The organism is Sulfitobacter sp. SH22 (genome assembly GCF_965641905.1).
In the GTDB taxonomy this organism is placed as follows: domain Bacteria; phylum Pseudomonadota; class Alphaproteobacteria; order Rhodobacterales; family Rhodobacteraceae; genus Sulfitobacter.
In genome coordinates this window covers 24,218-42,768 of sequence record NZ_CBFFKI010000003.1, presented here as the reverse complement: position 1 = coordinate 42,768, position 18,551 = coordinate 24,218, and the positions used below count along the sequence as shown (strand labels likewise).

General features: G+C 58.5%; 16 protein-coding genes and 1 tRNA gene. 9 read left to right on the top strand and 8 right to left on the bottom strand.

Going from position 1 to position 18,551, the window contains the following annotated elements:
* Positions 1-64: 64 nt before the first annotated feature.
* On the top strand, positions 65-1,057 hold the full coding sequence (locus ACSQ13_RS01905) for an IS30 family transposase (RefSeq protein WP_295510153.1): 993 nt from the start codon (positions 65-67) through the stop codon (positions 1,055-1,057).
* 84 nt (positions 1,058-1,141) lie between these two features.
* Here ACSQ13_RS01905 and ACSQ13_RS01900 read toward each other — a convergent pair whose 3' ends face one another.
* The 6 genes from ACSQ13_RS01900 to ACSQ13_RS01875 form a co-directional block, all read right to left on the bottom strand.
* Positions 1,142-2,449, bottom strand: coding sequence for a TRAP transporter large permease (locus ACSQ13_RS01900; protein WP_176248721.1), 1,308 nt, complete (start codon positions 2,447-2,449; stop codon positions 1,142-1,144).
* A complete protein-coding gene (locus ACSQ13_RS01895) occupies positions 2,449-2,955 on the bottom strand; it encodes a TRAP transporter small permease (protein WP_176248722.1) in 507 nt (168 codons plus the stop codon). The genes ACSQ13_RS01900 and ACSQ13_RS01895 overlap by 1 nt, the downstream gene beginning before the upstream one ends.
* A gap of 73 nt (positions 2,956-3,028) precedes the next feature.
* On the bottom strand, positions 3,029-4,027 hold the full coding sequence (gene dctP / locus ACSQ13_RS01890) for a TRAP transporter substrate-binding protein DctP (protein WP_176248723.1): 999 nt from the start codon (positions 4,025-4,027) through the stop codon (positions 3,029-3,031).
* Positions 4,028-4,109: 82 nt separating this feature from the next.
* On the bottom strand, positions 4,110-4,700 hold the full coding sequence (leuD, locus tag ACSQ13_RS01885) for a 3-isopropylmalate dehydratase small subunit (protein ID WP_295512322.1): 591 nt from the start codon (positions 4,698-4,700) through the stop codon (positions 4,110-4,112).
* On the bottom strand, positions 4,697-6,094 hold the full coding sequence (gene leuC, locus ACSQ13_RS01880) for a 3-isopropylmalate dehydratase large subunit (RefSeq protein ID WP_295512323.1): 1,398 nt from the start codon (positions 6,092-6,094) through the stop codon (positions 4,697-4,699). Before leuC ends, leuD begins: the two co-directional genes overlap by 4 nt.
* Positions 6,091-6,906 carry a GntR family transcriptional regulator gene (locus tag ACSQ13_RS01875; RefSeq protein WP_176248726.1) on the bottom strand — a complete coding sequence of 272 codons (816 nt, stop codon included), beginning with the start codon at positions 6,904-6,906 and terminating at the stop codon, positions 6,091-6,093. The genes leuC and ACSQ13_RS01875 overlap by 4 nt, the downstream gene beginning before the upstream one ends.
* 140 nt (positions 6,907-7,046) lie before the next feature.
* Here ACSQ13_RS01875 and ACSQ13_RS01870 point away from each other — a divergent pair, with 140 nt between their 5' ends.
* Genes ACSQ13_RS01870 through ACSQ13_RS01845 form a run of 6 tightly spaced genes read left to right on the top strand, consistent with a single transcriptional unit; the run spans position 7,047 to position 14,177 of the window.
* On the top strand, positions 7,047-7,613 hold the full coding sequence (locus ACSQ13_RS01870; RefSeq protein ID WP_176248727.1) for a nuclear transport factor 2 family protein: 567 nt from the start codon (positions 7,047-7,049) through the stop codon (positions 7,611-7,613).
* A complete protein-coding gene (locus tag ACSQ13_RS01865) occupies positions 7,610-9,304 on the top strand; it encodes a hydantoinase B/oxoprolinase family protein (RefSeq protein WP_176248728.1) in 1,695 nt (564 codons plus the stop codon). The genes ACSQ13_RS01870 and ACSQ13_RS01865 overlap by 4 nt, the downstream gene beginning before the upstream one ends.
* Entirely contained in the window at positions 9,301-11,367 is a 2,067-nt protein-coding gene (locus tag ACSQ13_RS01860; protein ID WP_295512326.1) for a hydantoinase/oxoprolinase family protein, read from the top strand. Before ACSQ13_RS01865 ends, ACSQ13_RS01860 begins: the two co-directional genes overlap by 4 nt.
* The gene (locus ACSQ13_RS01855) at positions 11,364-11,966 is read left to right on the top strand and encodes a cysteine hydrolase family protein (protein WP_176248730.1); all 603 of its coding nucleotides are present in this window, start codon (positions 11,364-11,366) and stop codon (positions 11,964-11,966) included. Before ACSQ13_RS01860 ends, ACSQ13_RS01855 begins: the two co-directional genes overlap by 4 nt.
* Entirely contained in the window at positions 11,963-12,823 is an 861-nt protein-coding gene (locus ACSQ13_RS01850; RefSeq protein WP_176248731.1) for an isocitrate lyase/PEP mutase family protein, read from the top strand. The genes ACSQ13_RS01855 and ACSQ13_RS01850 overlap by 4 nt, the downstream gene beginning before the upstream one ends.
* On the top strand, positions 12,810-14,177 hold the full coding sequence (locus ACSQ13_RS01845) for an FAD-dependent oxidoreductase (protein ID WP_295512328.1): 1,368 nt from the start codon (positions 12,810-12,812) through the stop codon (positions 14,175-14,177). The genes ACSQ13_RS01850 and ACSQ13_RS01845 overlap by 14 nt, the downstream gene beginning before the upstream one ends.
* Here ACSQ13_RS01845 and ACSQ13_RS01840 read toward each other — a convergent pair.
* Complete coding sequence (locus ACSQ13_RS01840) at positions 14,174-15,268, bottom strand: ParB/RepB/Spo0J family partition protein (protein WP_295512330.1); 1,095 nt, start codon at positions 15,266-15,268, stop codon at positions 14,174-14,176. The two genes, ACSQ13_RS01845 and ACSQ13_RS01840, sit on opposite strands and share 4 nt — an antisense overlap.
* The gene (locus ACSQ13_RS01835; protein ID WP_176248734.1) at positions 15,255-16,655 is read right to left on the bottom strand and encodes an AAA family ATPase; all 1,401 of its coding nucleotides are present in this window, start codon (positions 16,653-16,655) and stop codon (positions 15,255-15,257) included. Before ACSQ13_RS01835 ends, ACSQ13_RS01840 begins: the two co-directional genes overlap by 14 nt.
* Before the next feature lie 527 nt (positions 16,656-17,182).
* Between ACSQ13_RS01835 and ACSQ13_RS01830 the strand changes: the two genes are divergently transcribed.
* Positions 17,183-18,364: a replication initiation protein gene (locus tag ACSQ13_RS01830; protein ID WP_295512332.1), complete on the top strand. Its 1,182-nt coding sequence runs from the start codon at positions 17,183-17,185 to the stop codon at positions 18,362-18,364.
* Positions 18,365-18,406: 42 nt separating this feature from the next.
* A tRNA-Arg gene (locus ACSQ13_RS01825) sits at positions 18,407-18,483 on the top strand.
* Positions 18,484-18,551 lie beyond the last annotated feature (68 nt).

Below are 18,551 nucleotides of genomic sequence, written 5' to 3'. Positions count from 1 at the left end.
GGGCACATTCTATACTGGGTTGCGAAATTTCCCCTATCTTGCTGGAAAGCAAGGAGAATGAAAGATGGCCCATACAGAGCTAAACCTGCGTGAACGGCGCACGATCGAGGATATGTTGAATGTTAAAATGTCAGTCGGTGAAATCGCGGCTGAGATTGGCAGGCATAGATCCACAGTCTACCGCGAGATCAAGCGCAACTATTACAACGATGAAGATATCCCTTATCTGAATGGGTATTATGGAGTTAACGCGCAGGACTATGCCACGGATCGACGCGCGCGCCGTCGCAAACTGGTACGCCTGGATGGGTTGCGCAAAGCTGTGATCAAACAGCTCAAAGAAGGTTGGTCACCCGAACAGATCGCAGGCCGATTGTACTTCGAGGGTCAGACCGTGCGCGTGAGCCATGAGACGATCTATGCCTACGTTTACGGCCCCGATGGCCAATCCAGAGAACTTGCCCGCTACCTGCCAAACCGCCGCAAGAAACGAAGACCGCATCATTCGCGTAAGCCACGTGGCCTTGTGTTTCCACCGGATCGATCCATCCATGAACGACCAGACTACGTTGATACCCGCGAGACGTTTGGCGAATGGGAGGGTGATCTGATGATCTTCGAGCGTGCTCAAGGCAAGATGAACGTCGCCTCATTGGTCGAACGCAAGACGCGCTTTGCCGTCCTGTTCCGCAACAACGACCGCAGCACGACGCATCTGATGAACCGGCTCATGGGCGTGATGGAACCCCTTCCCCAGCCAGCCCGTAAATCCATCACCTTTGATCGTGGGATTGAGTTCAGGAACTGGCGTGAACTCAAGCCAGTGATCGGAACAGAGGCCTGGTTTTGTGATCCACAATCACCTTGGCAAAAGGGTTCAGTGGAAAACCTGAACAAGCGAGCGCGTCGATATCTGCCACGTGACGCGCCCGTGGCCACGCTAACAAATCGGGACATGAAGTCGATTTGTGATCGCTTGAACGGCACCCCCAGAAAGTGTCTAGGATGGCGCACCCCAACCGAAGCCTTCAGAGAAGAACTGATGAAACTGAGATAGCGGAAACCGTCGCAACGACCCTTGAGAATCCACCCACGCAGCATCAGGTTTTTTGTTCACGTTGGTCAGTCAGTGGCCCGACGGCTACATCCCCGGCAACCAAAGTGCGATTTGCGGGAACAGGATCAGCAGCGCCACCAACAGCATCGAACACCCCATATACGGGAAGGCCGACAGGTAGATCTCGCGCATGGTGGTGTCTTTGGGGGCGACCCCCTTCATCACGAATAACAGCAATCCGAAGGGCGGCGTGGTAAAGCTGATTTCCAGTGCCAGCAGGATGATCAACCCGAACCAGATCGGATCAAACCCAAGGGTCGCCGCCAGAGGAAAGAAGATCGGCACGGTCAGCAACATCATCGAGATTTGTTCCATGAACATGCCCAGCAACAGCAAGACGCCGAACATCACCAGCAGCATCGCGATCGGTGCCAGATCAAACGACGTCGCCCAGCGGATCAACCCCGACGACGCCCCCGAGAACGCCAGCAACTGGCTGAACGTGGCAGAGCCGAACACGATCAGATAGGCCATCAATGTCACGCGCAGCGCGCCGATCACCGATTTCTTCATGGCCTCCCACGTCAGGCACCTAAACAGTACCGCCAGGATCAAGACGCCAAGCGCCCCGAATGCAGCCGCCTCGGACGGGGTGATCAATCCGCCGACCATGCCGATCACGATCAGCACCATGACCGACAGCATCGGCATCACATCCCCGAACAGCAGGCGCATCTTCTGGCCCCAGCTCAGGGTTTCCACGTCATAGGCGGGTGCCGCAGACGGGTCGATCTTGGTCTGGATATAAATCGTCGCGATATAAAAGCTGGCCAGGATCAGGCCGGGGATGATCCCCGCAATCAGAAGCGCCCCGACATCAATCCGCGCCAGCGTCGCCAGTAGAACGGCCAAGGCCGAGGGCGGGATGATAATCGCCAAACCACCGGTGCCAAGAATCGGACCGATGGACATGTGTTTCTTGTAGCCGCGGGTTGTCATCTCGGGGACCATCAGGCTGCCCAGCAGTGCCGTTGACCCCATGGATGACCCCGACAATGTCGAAAACGCGGTGCCGCCCAAGACAGTGACATAAGACAAGCGCCCCGGCAATTTGCCCAACAACCGGTCAATCGCGTTGAACATCCGCGCGCCAAGGCCGGTGTGAAAGAAGATTTCGCCCATCAGCAAGAACAACGGGATCGGGACCAACGCAAAATTCGTCAACCCGCCAAAACCGTTGTTCAGCAGCAAGGTGATGCCCTTGGCACCGCCCATGAAAAACCACGCGCCCACGATGTTGGCCGCCAGAAAGGCCAAAGCCACCGGCATGCCAATCGCCATCAAAACAAGGATCGACCCCAGCAACAGGGCGAGCGACTCAAACCATTCCATTATTCGTGTATCCCTGCTTCGCCGGAGTGCATCAGGTCGTCGCCGAACACAAATCGGGAAAATTCAATTGCCATCAGGCCAAAGCTGACCGGAAAGGCGATGGTAAGTATCCATTTAGGAAAGTAGTAGGCGCGCACATCCAGATCGTTGCGCGCGATATTGCCAAGGAACAGTTCCGCCCCTTTCCACGCAAGGACCAGCGACACCAGAACGCACAGCGCGGCGACCAAGCGGCTAACGATACGGCGCACCCGCGTCGGCAATGCCGCCGTCACCAGTTCGATATGAACATGCCCTTTTTCACGCACCAACCACGGTGCGCCCAGCATGGTCATGTATAGAATCGCATATTCGGACGACGTAAACAGCCACGCAAAGGGCTGTAAGCCGCTGTTGCGCATCACCACCGAGGTGATGACGGAAATCATCAGCCAGACCAGCATGATGCCCGCAATACCAGCCATCGCATACAGGAACCCCCGATATAATTTGCCGACCATTTCCATATGCTGCGCCTCGTTCTAAAAATACGGCCCAAGAAAAACGGCGCGCCAGAAATCCGGCACGCCGCGTTTGGTTTTACTTCTTGTAGAAAAGCTCGATCAGCTTGTCGAAGTTGCCGTCACCCTGAGGGCTTTCGGCCATCAGACCCTTCATGCGGTCCCATGTGCTTTGCGTTGCAGCCGCCAGATAGGCGTCGGCCGCAGCGCCTTCCAATGTGACAACTTTCATGCCCGCCTCTTCCAACTTGGCAAAGTCTTCGTCGCGCACGGCACCCAGTTTGGCGGCGCTTTCCGCTTCATGAGCGATAGCGACATCTTGCAGGATCGTGCGCGATTCCTCGGATAGAGAATTCCACTTTTCAAGGTTCACAATCGTGCCAAGATCGGTCGAGAAGAAGCAAGGCTCGATCCGGTAGTTCAGGAACTCGTTCCATTTCAGATCGATCAGGCCGATCTGTGTCCAACCGGTTGCATCCACCACCCCACGCTCAAGCGCGGAATAAACTTCGGTTGTTGGCAAATCGATAACCTGCGCGCCCAGATAATCGGTGAAAAACGCGTTATAGACCGCATTGCCGCGCAGTTTCAGACCCGACACATCAAGGTTGCCGTCAGCGTCCAGCGTTGGTTCGTCACGGGTCCAAAGGTTGTAGCAGACGCCGGAATCAAACCAGCCCAGATATTTGACGCCCATTTTCTCTTGGTGAATCTGGTCGATCAATTCGATCCCGCCATTGGCGCGGGCCTCGGCTCCGGTGATGTTCGATGTGACCAACGCGTCTTTTTCAGGCAATGCACCGGCGTAAAAGCTGCCCGGCGTATAGACCATATCAACCACGCCATCCCGCACCGCGTCAGGCTGCTGGAACATGCCGATGGCCTCTGGCCCGCCGCGCACTTCGATCTGGACCACACCTTCGCCGGCGGCGTTCACCTTGTCGACGAACTCAAGGAAAGACTTCGTATAGATCAGCGATTCAGGAAAGGCGTGAACAGCTGTAATCGTATCTTGGGCAAAGGCCGCGGATGTCAGCGCGGTCGTGGCAAGGATGCTTGCAAATATTGTATGTTTCATAGTGTCGTTCTCCCGGTTGATGGGGTTCCTTTGCGGACCCCGATTTAGTTTGACCCTTGCCCGACCTTGGGCGCAGACCCCCTTACGTCGCGGGCAAAGCCCACGGATGCGCTGCAAACCGTGCGGCGCGAAACTTCGTTATCTCGTCGTTATGCTGTGCGGTCAGGTCGATATCGTCCCAACCGTTCACCAGTTTTTGCTGCCAGACCGGATCGAGATCAAAGGACAGCGTTTGGCCGCCGATTGTTGCCGTTCCGGTGGACAGATCGACAGTGGCAGGCGCATCGGCCTGGCCAAGGGTATCAATCAACGCTTCAATCTCGTCTTCAGTCAAACGGGCGGGCAGCAAACCGTTATTCACCGCATTACTGACAAAGATATCCCCGAAACTGGGGGCGCACACCGCCTTGATCCCAAAATCGACCAACGCATAAACCGCAGCTTCGCGGCTCGACCCGCTGCCGAAATTGCGCCGCGTGACCAGCACATCGGCGTGGCTGTAGCGGTTCAACACATGATCGGGCTGGTCCTGTCGCACATCATGCAGCAGAAACGGCCCGTAGCCATCGCTGCGCGGGGCCGACATGAACCGCGCGGGGATCAACTGATCTGTGTCCACATTCGCCTGCGGCAGTGCCACGGCGCGCCCGCTTATCTTTGTCCAACCGCTCATGACCGTCCCTCCAGCAGGGGGCGTACATCGGCAAGGTGACCGGAAACGGCGGCTGCAGCCACCATTGCGGGGCTCATCAAATGGGTGCGCGCACCGCGGCCCTGACGGCCCTTGAAGTTCCGGTTGGTCGAAGACGCGCAGCGTTTGCCTGCATCAACACGATCCCCGTTCATCCCGACGCACATCGAACAGCCTGAATCGGCCCATTCCAGACCCGCTTCGGTGAATATCTGCGCCAGCCCTTCGGCCTCGGCCTGTTTTTTGACGGCGGCCGACCCCGGCGACACCAACCCCGGCACCTTGGCCTTGCGCCCGGCCAGCACCTTGGCGGCCAGTCGCAAGTCTTCGATACGTCCGTTTGTGCAGGAGCCGATAAACACCTGATCCACCGCAACGCTTTCCAACGGCATTCCGGCGTTCAGCCCCATGTAGTCCAATGCCGCGCGGGCCTGTTCTTGCTTGGCCCCGCTCAGCTGCGCAGGGTCGGGCACATGGCCTGTAATCGGCAAGGCATCCTCGGGCGAGGTGCCCCAGGTCACGGTGGGCGCAATGGCAGCGGCATCAATCGTGACTTCGCGGTCAAACGCAGCGCCTTCGTCCGTTTTCAACACAGACCAATCGTCAATCGCCTGATCCCAATCCGCCCCCTTGGGCGCAAATTTGCGGCCCCTAAGATAGTCGAACGTGACCTGATCCGGCGCAATCAACCCTAACCGTGCACCGCCTTCGATGCTCAGGTTGCACAGGGTCAGCCGGCCTTCCATGCTCAACCCCTCAACCGCTGGCCCTGCATATTCAATCGCATGGCCGCGCGCGCCGTCGGCCCCCAGTTGGGCAATCCAGTGCAGCGCCAGATCTTTGGCACCAACACCTGACCCCAGCACACCATTCACCGTGATCCGCATGACACGCGGGCGCTTTTGCCAGATCGTCTGGGTTGCCAGAATATGCGCGACCTCGGTCGCCCCCACGCCAAAGGCCAGCGCACCAAACGCACCATGGGTCGAGGTATGGCTATCGCCGCAATTTATCAGCAATCCGGGCAAGGTTAGACCCTGTTCCGGCCCGATCACGTGGACAATCCCCTGCCCCGGATCACGCAGATCGAACAGACGGATGCCCTGCGCACGCGCATTGCGCCCCAACGTTTTGATCATCCGTCGAATATCTGCCGCAACATTCCCTGCGCGGGTGGGCGCGTAGTGATCCACCACAGCAAATGTCAGATCAGGGGCCGCGACCTTCATCCCGCGACTGTCCAGCTTGGCAAAAGCGTGATGCGACCCCTCGTGGACCAGATGCCGGTCCACCCACAACAAGGACGTGCCATCGTCGCGCTGCATGATCTCATGCGCGGCCCAAAGCTTGGCGAGAATGGTTTGTGGCGCGGTCACTCTGCGGCCTCTCTGCGGGCCGGGTTAATCACCGGCTCCCAATGACGGGCCTTGCCATCGCCCACCCGTGTCAGGGCCATCTCAAGCTTGAACATGTCGGGGCGATACAACGCTGACAGATATTCAACACCGCGCCCTTCGGCATCCTTTACAACACGGTCCAACGACAAAAGAGGTGCTCCGACGCTGACGCCCAACACCTCGGCCACATCGGGCGAGGCAAGCGTTGCACTGACCGTCTGATGCGCCGCGTCAACCTTGACGCCGGACCGCTCCAACAAGCGAAACAGCGGCGTGGTGGCAAGCTCGGCTTCGGTATAATTCTGCGCGATGTCTTCGGGCACCCATGTGGTCAGGTGCGAAAACGGTTCTCCTTCGACCAGACGCAACCGCACGGCTGCCTGCACACGGGTCTGGCCATCCAGCCCAAGGGCCGTTGCAACACCATTCGGGGCCGCGCCATAGCTGAACGACAACAGCCGCGCGGTCGTGTTCTGGCCCATCTCGACCAGCTGCGGCATCAATGTATTGAAATCCGCCGCCATCGACGGAAAAACCTTGGGCGCACACACGGTCGTGCCGGATCCTGCCCGCCGCTCGATCAGGCCGTCGCCTTCCAAGGCGTCAAGCGCACGGCGCACCGTGACCCGCGACACATCCAGCGTCACGGCCAGCTTTTGCTCGCCCGGCAATACGGCACCGGGTGCATGAACGCCGCGCATGATCTCTTCGTGCAGATGCAGATACACGCGCCGCGCCTTGCCCCCCTCGGGAAGCCCCCTGCCCTTCAAAGATGTAATTCCTTGCGCCATCTTGACCCCTTCAATTCACTCCAACCCTAGCGGCGGATTTTTCAAACGCAAGAAATCTATCTGCTCAAACGCAAAATATTTGACCTATGCATATGAAATAATCTGTATTACAAAAAATACAGCTTAGCCAAGGAGACCACATGCCCGTTATCGAGCTTCACGTCATGCAAGGATATAGCGACAGCGACAAATCCCGCCTTTGCGAGGCCCTGACCCATGCGGTGCGAATCGTGGTTCCCGCCCCACCCGAAGCCGTGACAGTGATGATTCACGATCTGGATCCTTCAGGCTACATGCGCGGTGGCCAACACCGCACGCCGGCCCCTGCCCTCCCAGATCCGATCACTTTGGTGCGCGACTATCTGACCGCCATGGAAGCGCGTGACATCGACAAGGCCGCCGACATGCTGGGCGCAGGGTTCACCATGACTTTCCCCGGCACCGCGCCGATGACCCAGCTGCAACAACTGATCGACTGGGCAAAACCCCGCTATAAATTCGTCACCAAAACCTATTCCGGCTTTGAGGCCCTGCAAACACCGGGCGACGCTGCCGTTGTATATTGCCGTGGCACGCTGTCGGGCGAATGGCCCGATGGCACGCCCTTTGAGGGCATCCGGTTTATTGACCGTTTTGAACTTACCGACGGCCACCTGACACGGCAGGACGTCTGGAACGATATCGCAGAGACAAAGGCAAACCCATGACCCAAGACATTGACCCGATCACGCTCGCCGTTCTGGCCGGACGGATGGAACAGATCGCCGACGAGATGGACGCGACCCTGTTTCGTGCTGCCTTTAACCCCATTATCGCCGAGGCGCATGATGCATCCCACGGGCTGTACCATGCTGTATCGGGCGATACGCTGGTGCAGGGGAAATCCGGCCTGCCGATCTTTGTCGGGGTGATGTCATTTGCCGTAAAGGCCGTGATCGACAAGGCCGCCGAAAACGGTGATCTGGAAGACGGCGATATCTATATCTTCAACGATGCCCATCTTGGTGGCACGCATCTAAGCGATATGCGCCTTGTTAGACCCTATTTCCACGACGGAAAGCTGTTTTGCTACCTCGCGTCAGTCGGGCACTGGCATGATGTGGGCGGCGCTGTACCTGGCAACTATAACCCCGCTGCCACCGATGCGTTTCAAGAAGCCTTTGTGTTGCCCCCCGTCCGGCTGGCCAAGGCCGGCACCATTCAGACAGACATCATCGACATCCTGATGCGCAACACCCGTCTGCCGCAATCCGCTCAGGGTGACCTGAACGGGCAACTTGGGGCCCTGGACCTTGGGGTAAAGCGTCTGGATGAACTGTTGGCCGAATACGGTGCCGACACCGTGCGCGCAGCACTGGATGCGCTTGGCGACCGGGCCGAGGTTCTGATGCGGTCCGAACTGACCGACCTGCCCGATGGCCGTTGGGAAGCCGAGGATTTTCTGGATAACGACGGTATCACCGATGTCCCGCTGAAGATCAAAGTCGCGCTCGAGATCAGCGGCGACACCATGACGCTCGATTTCGCAGGCACTGCCGATCGCTGTGCGGGGCCCGTGAACATCGCGCTGCCCACAGCCGTGGCCACGGCTTACGTTGCAATCAAACACATCTTTCCCAGCTTGCCCGCAAACGCCGGTGTGATGCGCCCGATCAAGGTCAATATCCCGGATGGCTCGCTGCTCTCTGCGCCCTTCCCTGCCCCCGTTGGCGGTTATACAGAGACTATTTTGCGCATGATCGACGTGATTTTTGCCGCGGCCTCCCAGGCAGCCCCCGACCGCGTCGTCGCCAATGCCTATGGCACGATCAACGCGCTTTCCATCTCGGGGAAACGTGCGAACGGGCAACCTTGGGTGATGTTCAGCTTCTATGGCGGCGGGCATGGCGGGTCGATTGAAACTGACGGGCTGAACCACGGCAACGCGCCGATTTCCACCGCAACCATTCCCCCGATGGAAATTCTGGAGGCAGCGTATCCCGTGATGTTCAAACAATGGGCGCTGCGTCCCGATAGTGCCGGCGCGGGTATGCACCGTGGCGGCATGGGGGCCACCTACGAGATCGAGGTGCTGGAGGAATCGGCCACGGCGTTCTTGTTCGGTGAACGCGGGCGTTTTGCCCCCAAGGGGGCTGCGGGTGGCGGCGATGCTGCGATGAACGTCTTTGCCTATGAACAGGACGACGGCTGGCACAATCCGCCGATGGCGTCAAAAATGGTCGGGATCAAACTGCAACGCGGCCAATCCGTGCGGCTCGATACGCCCGGCGGTGGCGGCTATGGCCCCGCAGCGGATCGCGCCCCTGCTGATGTCGCACGTGATGTTGCGGGCGGGCTGCTCAGCGACGCTTACGCCACAGAAACATATGGCCCCGCTTGGAAAGAGGTATCGCTATGACCAGTTCAAACCGCATGATCGGCGTCGATGTTGGCGGCACTTTCACCGATATTTTCGTTCTGGACGAAGCAACCGGTATCGCCGAAGTGGCCAAGGTACCCACCACGCGCCCCGACCAATCGGGCGGCTTCCTCAGCGGGATCAGCCAGCGGGTGGATGATCTGTCAACCGTTTCAGTCGTTGTGCACGGCACCACAGCCGGCACCAACGCGCTGCTTGAACGCAAAGGAGCCAAAATCGGGGTGATTACCACAATGGGTCTGCGCGACGTGCTTGAAATGCGCCGCCGCGACCGCCCCCGCACATGGGGCCTGCGCGGTGATTTCACCCCCGTTGTCGACCGCGCGCTCCGGCTTGAGGTGCCTGAACGGACCCTCGCCGATGGTACCATCCGCACACCTGTTGATCTGGATGCAGTCCGTCAGGCCGCGCAGCAGTTGATTGACGATGGTTGCCTTGCCTGCGCGATCCTATTCGCAAACAGCTATGCAAATGCCGAAAACGAACGCCTTGCCGTCGAGGCAGTACGTGCCATGTGGCCAAATGCCCATGTGTCCGCCTCCTCCGAGATTTTGCCAGAAATACGCGAATTCGAACGGTTCTCCACCACAGCCCTCAACGCCTATCTGCAACCCGAAGTTTCGGGGTATTTGGCTAGGTTAGAGACTGCTTTGAAAGACGGCGGCTTTGCTGGGGAGTTCATGATCGTGCAGTCGAACGGGGGTGTCATGGATGTCGATACCGCCGCCAAACTGCCCGTGCGCACCGCCCTGTCCGGCCCTGCGGCTGGCGTGATTGCTGCCGGATATATCGCGCAGGCGGCCGGTTACCCTGATGTCATCACGGGTGACATGGGCGGCACGTCTTTCGACGTCAGTCTGATCGCCAAGGGCAAATCAATGCTGTCGCCGCAAACATCGATTGATTTCGGCATGGTTGTCCGGTCGCCGATGATCGAAATCACCACAATCGGTGCCGGTGGCGGGTCTATCGCCTGGGTCGACAAGGGCGGCCTGCTGAACATCGGCCCAGAAAGCGCCGGGTCCACCCCCGGCCCTGTCGCCTATGGCCAGGGCAACACGCGCCCGACCGTGACGGATGCCAATGTGGTTCTGGGGCGCATTGACCCCGACAACCCGATCGGGGGCAAACTCGACCGTCTGGATGTCGAAGCGGCCAAGGCAGCGATTCTTGAACATGTGGGCAACCCCCTGAACCTTGACGCCCTGCAAGCCGCCGAAGCGATCCTGCGTGTTGCAAACAGCCGCATGGCCGGGGCGCTCCGTTTGGTCTCTATTGAACGGGGTTTTGACCCTAAACGCTTTGCCTTCATGCCTTTTGGTGGCGGTGGTGCCCTGCATTCCGGGGCCATGATGGACGAGGTCGGGCTGGCCCGGTCCATCGTCCCGCGCTATCCGGGGGTCACTTCGGCGATGGGCTGCGTGATCGCTGACATGCGGCAGGATTTCGTCCAAACGATCAACGCGACGCTTGCGGGCATAGACCTGCCCAACCTGACCGGCTTTATGCAATCTCATGTGGACAGCGGCCTTGCCACCCTTGATGCGGCCCGCACCCATTTCGAAGGGCGCGATACCGAATTCACCCTCGATATGGCCTATCTTGGGCAGACACATACCGTGGCGGTCACCCTTCCGGTGTCCGTGGTTGACGGAAAGGTCATTCCCCCCACCGAAGAAAGCATCGGCATCGCCTTTGATGACGCGTACCGTGCAACCTATGGGAGGCTGCTGAAAAACGGCACAAGACGGATCATCAACCTGCGCTCTGCCATCACAGGCCGGCGGCCGCGTTTTGATCTGGCCACGCTCGCCCCCAAAGGCGGCAGCGTTGAGGCGGCTTTCAAGGGCGTGCGTCAGGTGCATTTTGGGGATAGCTGGCATGAAACAAAGCTGTACAATCGTCTGGAACTGCCGGTAGGTGCCGAAATCGCAGGCCCTGCCATTCTGGAACAACCTGATACAACCGTGCTGATTGAACCCGGCCTTGTGGGCAAAGTCGACGCCTACGGGAACACGCTGATCGAAAGGGCCACGACATGACCCCATCATCCACGGCTTTGCTGACAATCGACTTGCAAAATGACTTTTTGCACCCTGAAGGGGCCTATGGCCGTGCCGGCCAGGGCGCTGACAGCATCCTGGCCCTGCCCGACCGGATTGCCCCTGTAAAACAGGCTCTAACCCGCGCCGGAGGGACGTATATCTCGGCGCAATTCACGCTTGTTCCCGGACGCGACGGTGAACCCCTGATCGCCGCGCATCTGAAAAAGCTGCGCCCGTTTCTGACCAAAGGCGATTTTGCCCCGAACAGTTTTGGCCATGCCCTGGTCGATACGCTTGCACCAGCGGATTTCACCGTGGAAAAGGTCGCGTATTCAGCGTTTTATCAAACACGGCTGGAATATATATTACGTGCGATGAAGATCGACACGTTGATTATCGGCGGGATCGTGACCAACGGCGGTGTCGCCAGCACCGTGCGCGATGCGCATCTGCGCGACATACACACGATCTTGCTGTCCGACGGCTGCGCTGCCTTTAATGATGATGTTCATGATGCAACGCTGAAATCCTTGGGATCAGTGACTGAAATCGTATCTTGCGCCAGAGCAATTGCAATGATCGGAGAAGCGGCATGACCCTTCGCAAACGCCTGTCCGATCCGGAAATTCTGATCGCCCCCGGTGTCTATGACGGGCTGACCGCAGCCCTTGCCACCGATGCCGGTTTCGAAGCCCTGTACCTGTCGGGTGCGGCTGTCGCCTATACGCGCCTTGGCCGCCCTGATATCGGGCTCAGCACGGCATCGGAAATGACCGATACCATGGCCCTGATCGCAGACCGGACAGATCTACCGGTTATCATGGACGCCGACACCGGTTTCGGCAACGCCCTGAACGCCCGACGCACCATGCAAAGCTATGAACGCGCCGGTGCATCGGCCTTGCAGGTCGAAGACCAGACATACCCCAAGAAATGTGGGCACCTTTCCGATAAGTCACTGATAGGAAAGGATGAAATGTGCGGAAAGATCGCTGCGATGGCCGATGCACGGCGGCATGACACCTTGATCATCGCCCGCACGGACGCCATTGCCGTCGAAGGGTTCGATGCCGCGATTGACCGCGCTGGCAGTTATATCGAAGCAGGCGCAGACGTGCTGTTTATCGAAGCCCCGCGTGATAGCGGCGAACTGTCCAAGATCGCGGCAGCGTTCAAAGGTCGGGTGCCGCTGCTGGTTAATATGGTCGAAGGCGGGGCCACGCCGATATCTTCGGCCACAGCGTTGCAGGACATGGGGTTTGACATCGTCATCTTCCCGGGTGGCATCGTGCGCGCCCTGGCGAAAACGGCGCAGGAATATTACGCCAGCCTCAAAAATACCGGGTCCAACAAGGCATTTGCCGACCGGATGCATGATTTTGACGGTCTGAACGCTGCAATCGGCACACCGGAAATGCTGGCGATGGGGAAGAAATTTGATGGCAGCGCCTGATGTCTGCCCGCCCCCCGAAGCCTTTGAGCTAACGGTCGAAACCCTGATCATCGGCGCGGGTGCCTGCGGGATGGTGGCTGCCCTTGCCGCGCATGAAGCGGGTCAGGACGTGCTGCTGATCGAAGCCGATGCTGTCCCCACAGGGTCAACCGCACTAAGCGCCGGATTGATACCCGCCGCCGGGACCAAATTTCAGGCAAGCGCACAGATTGATGATACGCCTGCGCTTTTCGCCCGCGATATTCAGGCCAAAGCCCATGATGAAAACGACGCCGATCTGGTGGATGCGATGGCACGAACAGCCGGTCCCGTGATCGAATGGCTGGCCGATACCCATGGCCTGCCCTTTTCGCTGGTTACCGACTTTGACTATCCCGGACACAGCCGCCGCAGGATGCATGGCCTGCCCACACGATCGGGCCGGGAATTGATCGATGCCCTGCGCGCCCGTGTCGAAGCATTGGACATCCCCCTGATCTGCAACCGCCGCGCAACGCGGTTGTTCGCGGCAGGGTCGCATCTGTCAGGGGCGCAGCTTGCCGTCCCAGATGGCAGCATCGAAACAATCGGGTGTGACCGTCTGATACTGGCCTGCAACGGCTTTGGCGGGAACCGCGCGATGGTGTCCAAACATATGTCGGAAATCGACAATGCCGTCTGGTTTGGCCATGACGGAAACCGGGGCGAGGCGATCACTTGGGGCGAGGCCTTGGGGGCCAAAACGCGCCATCTGGGGGCGTATCAAGGGCACGGCAATGTCGCCCACCCCCATGGCATTTTGATCACCTGGGCCACGGTTACAGAAGGCGGCATTCAGGTGAATACCGATGGCGCTCGGTTCTGGAACGAGGCGCAGGGATATTCCGAAGCCGCCCGCGCTGTGTTGAGCCAGCCCGGTGGCATCGCATGGGTCATTTTTGATGCGCGGATCGCAGGGATCGCCCGGCAGTTCGAAGACTTCAAGAATGCCGAAAGCCAAGGCGCTGTGATCCGCGACGAAACCCTGATTGGTTTGGCTGAAAAAACCGGCTTGCCCACCGGTGCATTGCGCCGGTCCATCGCCGATATTCCGGCCAATGGCACCGATGCTTTTGGCCGCACATGGCACCTCCCTGCCCTTGCCCCGCCGTTTTGCGCGGTCAAGGTCACTGGCGCGCTGTTTCACACCCAAGGGGGCCTCGAGGTTGATCCAGCCACCGCCAAGGTGCGGATGACGTCAGGTGGTGCCTTCGAGAACCTCTATGCCGCCGGTGGGGCTGCCTGCGGGGTGTCTGGGTCTGGTGACAGTGGCTATCTGTCGGGCAACGGCCTGCTGGCGGCCGTCACCTTGGGGTTCATCGCGGGTCACGGTTAACCCTTTTCCAGCTTTTCACGAATGTCCTGCATGATCGCTTCGATCATGTCGGTTGATGTGCCCCTGCCACTGATGCGGATCAGAAAGCCCTTGTCATCAAGTTCACGCTTGAGGGTAATGCCCGTCGCTGTCGTCAGGGTATCCTTGCCCTTCCAACCCGGCGCGGGGGGTGCCGCTTTGGGTCGGCCGCCTCTGCTCGGGTCGGGTGCCTCGCTTTGATGTTCTGACAGCACTTTTTCGATCAGCGCCCATTCGCTTTTGGGGTCACCCCCCTGCCCCGCGCCCAGCACATCGCGCAGCCGTGGCTCGGCACCGGCGCGCAGCCCCGCAGCCAGCCGCAGGCCGTCTTTCTCACGCATTGTCTCGGGGAACTCCAGCATATCGCCCAGCTCTTCAAAGATCATCGCAAAGGATTTGATCTTGCTTCGTTTAGCTTTGGACGCGGCGGCAAACATCTGCGAAACAGCATCTTCGGTCGAACTGAACGCGCCTTGTTGCGCGGCGATTGCAGCAATCCGGCCCCGCTCGTAATGGCTCAGGTCCTGGCGAATTTCGTTTTCTTCAACCATCGCAACAAAGGCACCGCCCATCTGGTCTGGGTCGCGCAAGACCGCCTTGATCACCTTGAACGTTGCATCACCGCTGCGCGCATACAGGTTTTGCTGCGCAATCAAACGGCGGTATCCTGACAGCAACCCGTATTGCCGACCAGACGCCGACCCTTTGAGAGTGTATACCTCAATCGGCATGCGAAGCCCGTTGGCGTTGATCGAATGTTCAAGCTCGGCCATCGCTTCCTGGTCCAGAACGGTTCTGTCGCGCTGCATCGACAAGGGTTCGATTGCGTCGATCGGGATTTCGAAAATCAGCAGGCCCGCAGCATCAGCAGCGCGAAACTTTTGCGCCTCGGCGCTGTCGCGGGCCCGTGCGGCGCGCTCCTCTGTTGTACCAGCCTCATAAGCATCCGCCGTATCAGCAGCCACCTGAGCGATTGGCGCAGCTGCGCGGGCAGGGGTTTCGCGGCGAAACTCTTCTTCGATACGGCTCATGTCATCCGCAGAGGGGGCTTCGAGTTTTCTACGCTTCGCCATTGTTCGCTTCCTCTTGCTTTAGTGCCTGCAAATCGCGCCACCATGTTCCCAGAACAACCTCTTTGACCTCTGCCCAGGTCCGGTCAAAGGTCTCGCGGCCACGGACATAGGTATCGCGGTTGAACTCCCGATAATCGGCCTCATAGATGCCGTTTACCTGCTCGCCGGCCTGCCCGACCATTGCGGTGACTTCCTGCCGGTAGGTCGTCATGAAATCTCCGAAATACGCCTGAATGACATTCGCCAGATCGGTCTGTTGCCCCGCATCAAAGCGGGTGATCAGCGCACGCACCGCGTCCCATTCGAACTTCATTTCCGACAGCCCTTCCTGACGTCGAATCCGGTTTTCGCCTTCTTCGATGCTGGCAAAGGTCGAATAGAGCATATCAAAGAAACGGCCCGTTGAATCGAACTCGAGAAACGATGCACCAAGGGGCACCAACAAGATATCAGCGGCGGCCAACGCATTGATAGTCAGATACCCGAGGGCAGGGGGAGTATCGATAAAGATCAGGTCGTACTCGTCCATCGCCCCTTCGGAGGACAGCGCATTGGTGAGCGCATCCCACAGGGGCCACGACTTGACCTGCATCCGCCAGACCGGCACCTGAAACTCTGCCCAGTACAAATTCAACTGCGCACCAATCAGGTCGATATTAGGCCAATGGGTCGGCTGGATCAGGTTTCGCGGCGAAACCTTGAGGCTTTCGGTCAGGGTCTCGTCAAGCGGCAGCTCTGGTGCTCCACGCGCCCGGCGCACCGCGTTTTCATCTTGCAAGTGGCGGGCGAAATCCTTGGCCAGCAGGGGGAAGGCTGTCGACCATTCATCCGGCACATCACCGCCCATGATAGAGGTCATCGACCCCTGACTGTCCAAGTCGATCACCAGAACCTTGTACCCGTCAAGCGCGGCCGACATGGCCAGATGGGCGCATGTTGATGTCTTGCCGACACCGCCCTTGAAATTCGCAACCGAGATAATTTTTGCCGGCAACCCTTCGGGACGCCAGGATTTATATTGCTTGTTTGATGCCCCTTCGGTCGCGAAATGCTCCCGCAATTGCAGCACCTCTTCGAGGGTGAACCATTTCGATCCAGCCTCTCCGCTGCCTTGGGGCAGGTCCGGGTGCGCCTTTAACACGCGGCGCAGATGGGCAGGGGCGACATCAAGCAGATAGCGGCATATTTCCCATGTGGAAAACTTGCGCAGGCGCTTCTTGCCATCCGGGGCATATCCACGGCGGGCAAGATCATCCCGACCTTTGCTGGCAAATGCAGCGGCTTTCGCGAATCGTGCGGTATCGATAGGATCAGACAGACGCGCTGCTGCTGCTTCTGGATCGATATTGAAATACGACGGTGTCGGTGCTTTGGGAGTGGATGACATATGTCCTCGGCCATGTATGCGAAACAAGTGAGTATCCGCTTATCTATCGCACATCATACGGCTTATGTGAATCTGAATCCGGTTAATTCTGCGTACCTTGGGAATTCAATCAAAGAAACACCACATATAAGTGTAAGAGTCTTTAGTCTCTTTAAGATGTTTGCTGCGGATAGTATCAATTAATTCAATGCGTTAACTGCATATGGGTGCCTGAATACAGGCTGAAAGGTACCATTGAACAGGTCAAAGGGTGCCTGAATACGGTAGAACAGGCACCGATTCGCAGGAAGAAGGGTGCCGATCTCCGGTGGGCTGGTGATTAGGGTCTAATTTCCCCTCATTAGGGTCTGTTCGCCAAATCAGTCTTTCGGGCCGTCCCGTAAATTGGCACCTTAACCATCGAATTCCGAGGCAGAGCGCCCCTGATGAAAGGCACCCATCGTCGTATTGCTTTGAGGTGCCTTTTAACGCAAACTGTACGCGAGGCAACAGATCGGACGCGAATCCGACAGCCAAGGGGCAGAGCGATGAAACGACAGGATATTGATATCCCCAAAGACCGGCTGACCGGTGTCCTGCGACGCGGGGCGGTCAAAAAACACGTGGCGGCGATTCATGTGTCGGGTAAACTGACGCTGCTGCAACGCAAGTTGAGCAACGTATTGTTGCTGAACGCCTATGACACGCTGACCAGCCAACAGGTCCACATGATCGACGCGCGCACCTTGTGTCTGATGATCGGCTATAATTCCAATGATATGGATACGCTGAAACAGTCCTTGCGCGGGCTGGCTGAAACCGTGGCGGAATGGGATATGCTGGATGATAAGGGCCAGCAGGAATGGGGCGTTTCCAGCTTGCTGAGCTATGCCAAGCTGAAGGGCGGGGTATGTGAATATGCGTATTCCCCTGCATTAGCGTCTAAACTGAACGACCCTAAAGTATTCGCGCTGATCAATTTGAACATCCAGCGCCGGTTCACCAGCGGTCACGCCTTGGCGCTCTATGAGAATTGCTATCGGTTTGTTCGCACGGGCAGCACCGGCTGGTGGTCGCTTGATCTGTTCCGGCGGCTTATGGGGGTCGAAGACAGCGCCTATTACGCGGTCTACAAGCAGCTGAACGCCAAGATCATCAAACCCGCCGTGGCCGAGGTGAACAAAACGTCGAACATTGTGGTCACGCCTGAAATTCGCAAACGCGGGCGGGCGGTCACGGATATTCGGTTCAAGATCACCGAAAACCCGCAGCTTGCCATTCTGGATCTGGATGACGGTGAAGGCGTGCGTAAATCGGATGTTTACAGCCGGTTGCAAGCCTTGGGGGTCAGCGACCGTCTGGCGCGCCAGTGGATCGCCGAACATGGCGAGGATCATGTTGGCGACAAGATTACCTATGTGGCGGGGCAGGGGGGCGTGCAAAACCCCGTGGGTTACCTGACAGCAGCGCTGCGCGACAATTTCAAGGCCGAAGCCCCCGTTGCCAAACCGACCAGCGCCCGCGCAAAGCTGTTGGAGCGGGTGCGCGATCTGGTTGCCGCACGCACGCCCACACAGCGCGATGCCGACCGGCGGCTGTTTATGTCGATGATCGACACGGCTGATGCGCGGGCGGACTTTGAACGGCACGGATGGATGTCGGCGCTGAACACCAAAGCGATCAAGGCATTCTGGCAAGACCTGCATCCTGACGCATTTGATGATATTTAGCTTTGATCATCTCAATCAAAATAGGTATGAGCATTTCACAACGGTCCCGTAGCTCAACTGGATAGAGCACCTGACTTCTAATCAGGATGTTGGGGGTTCGAGTCCTCCCGGGATCGCCAATGTTTTGGCAACTGTCGTTTTCGCGGTGCCGACGTTGCTTTTACTTCCCTCATGACCTGTTGCCGCC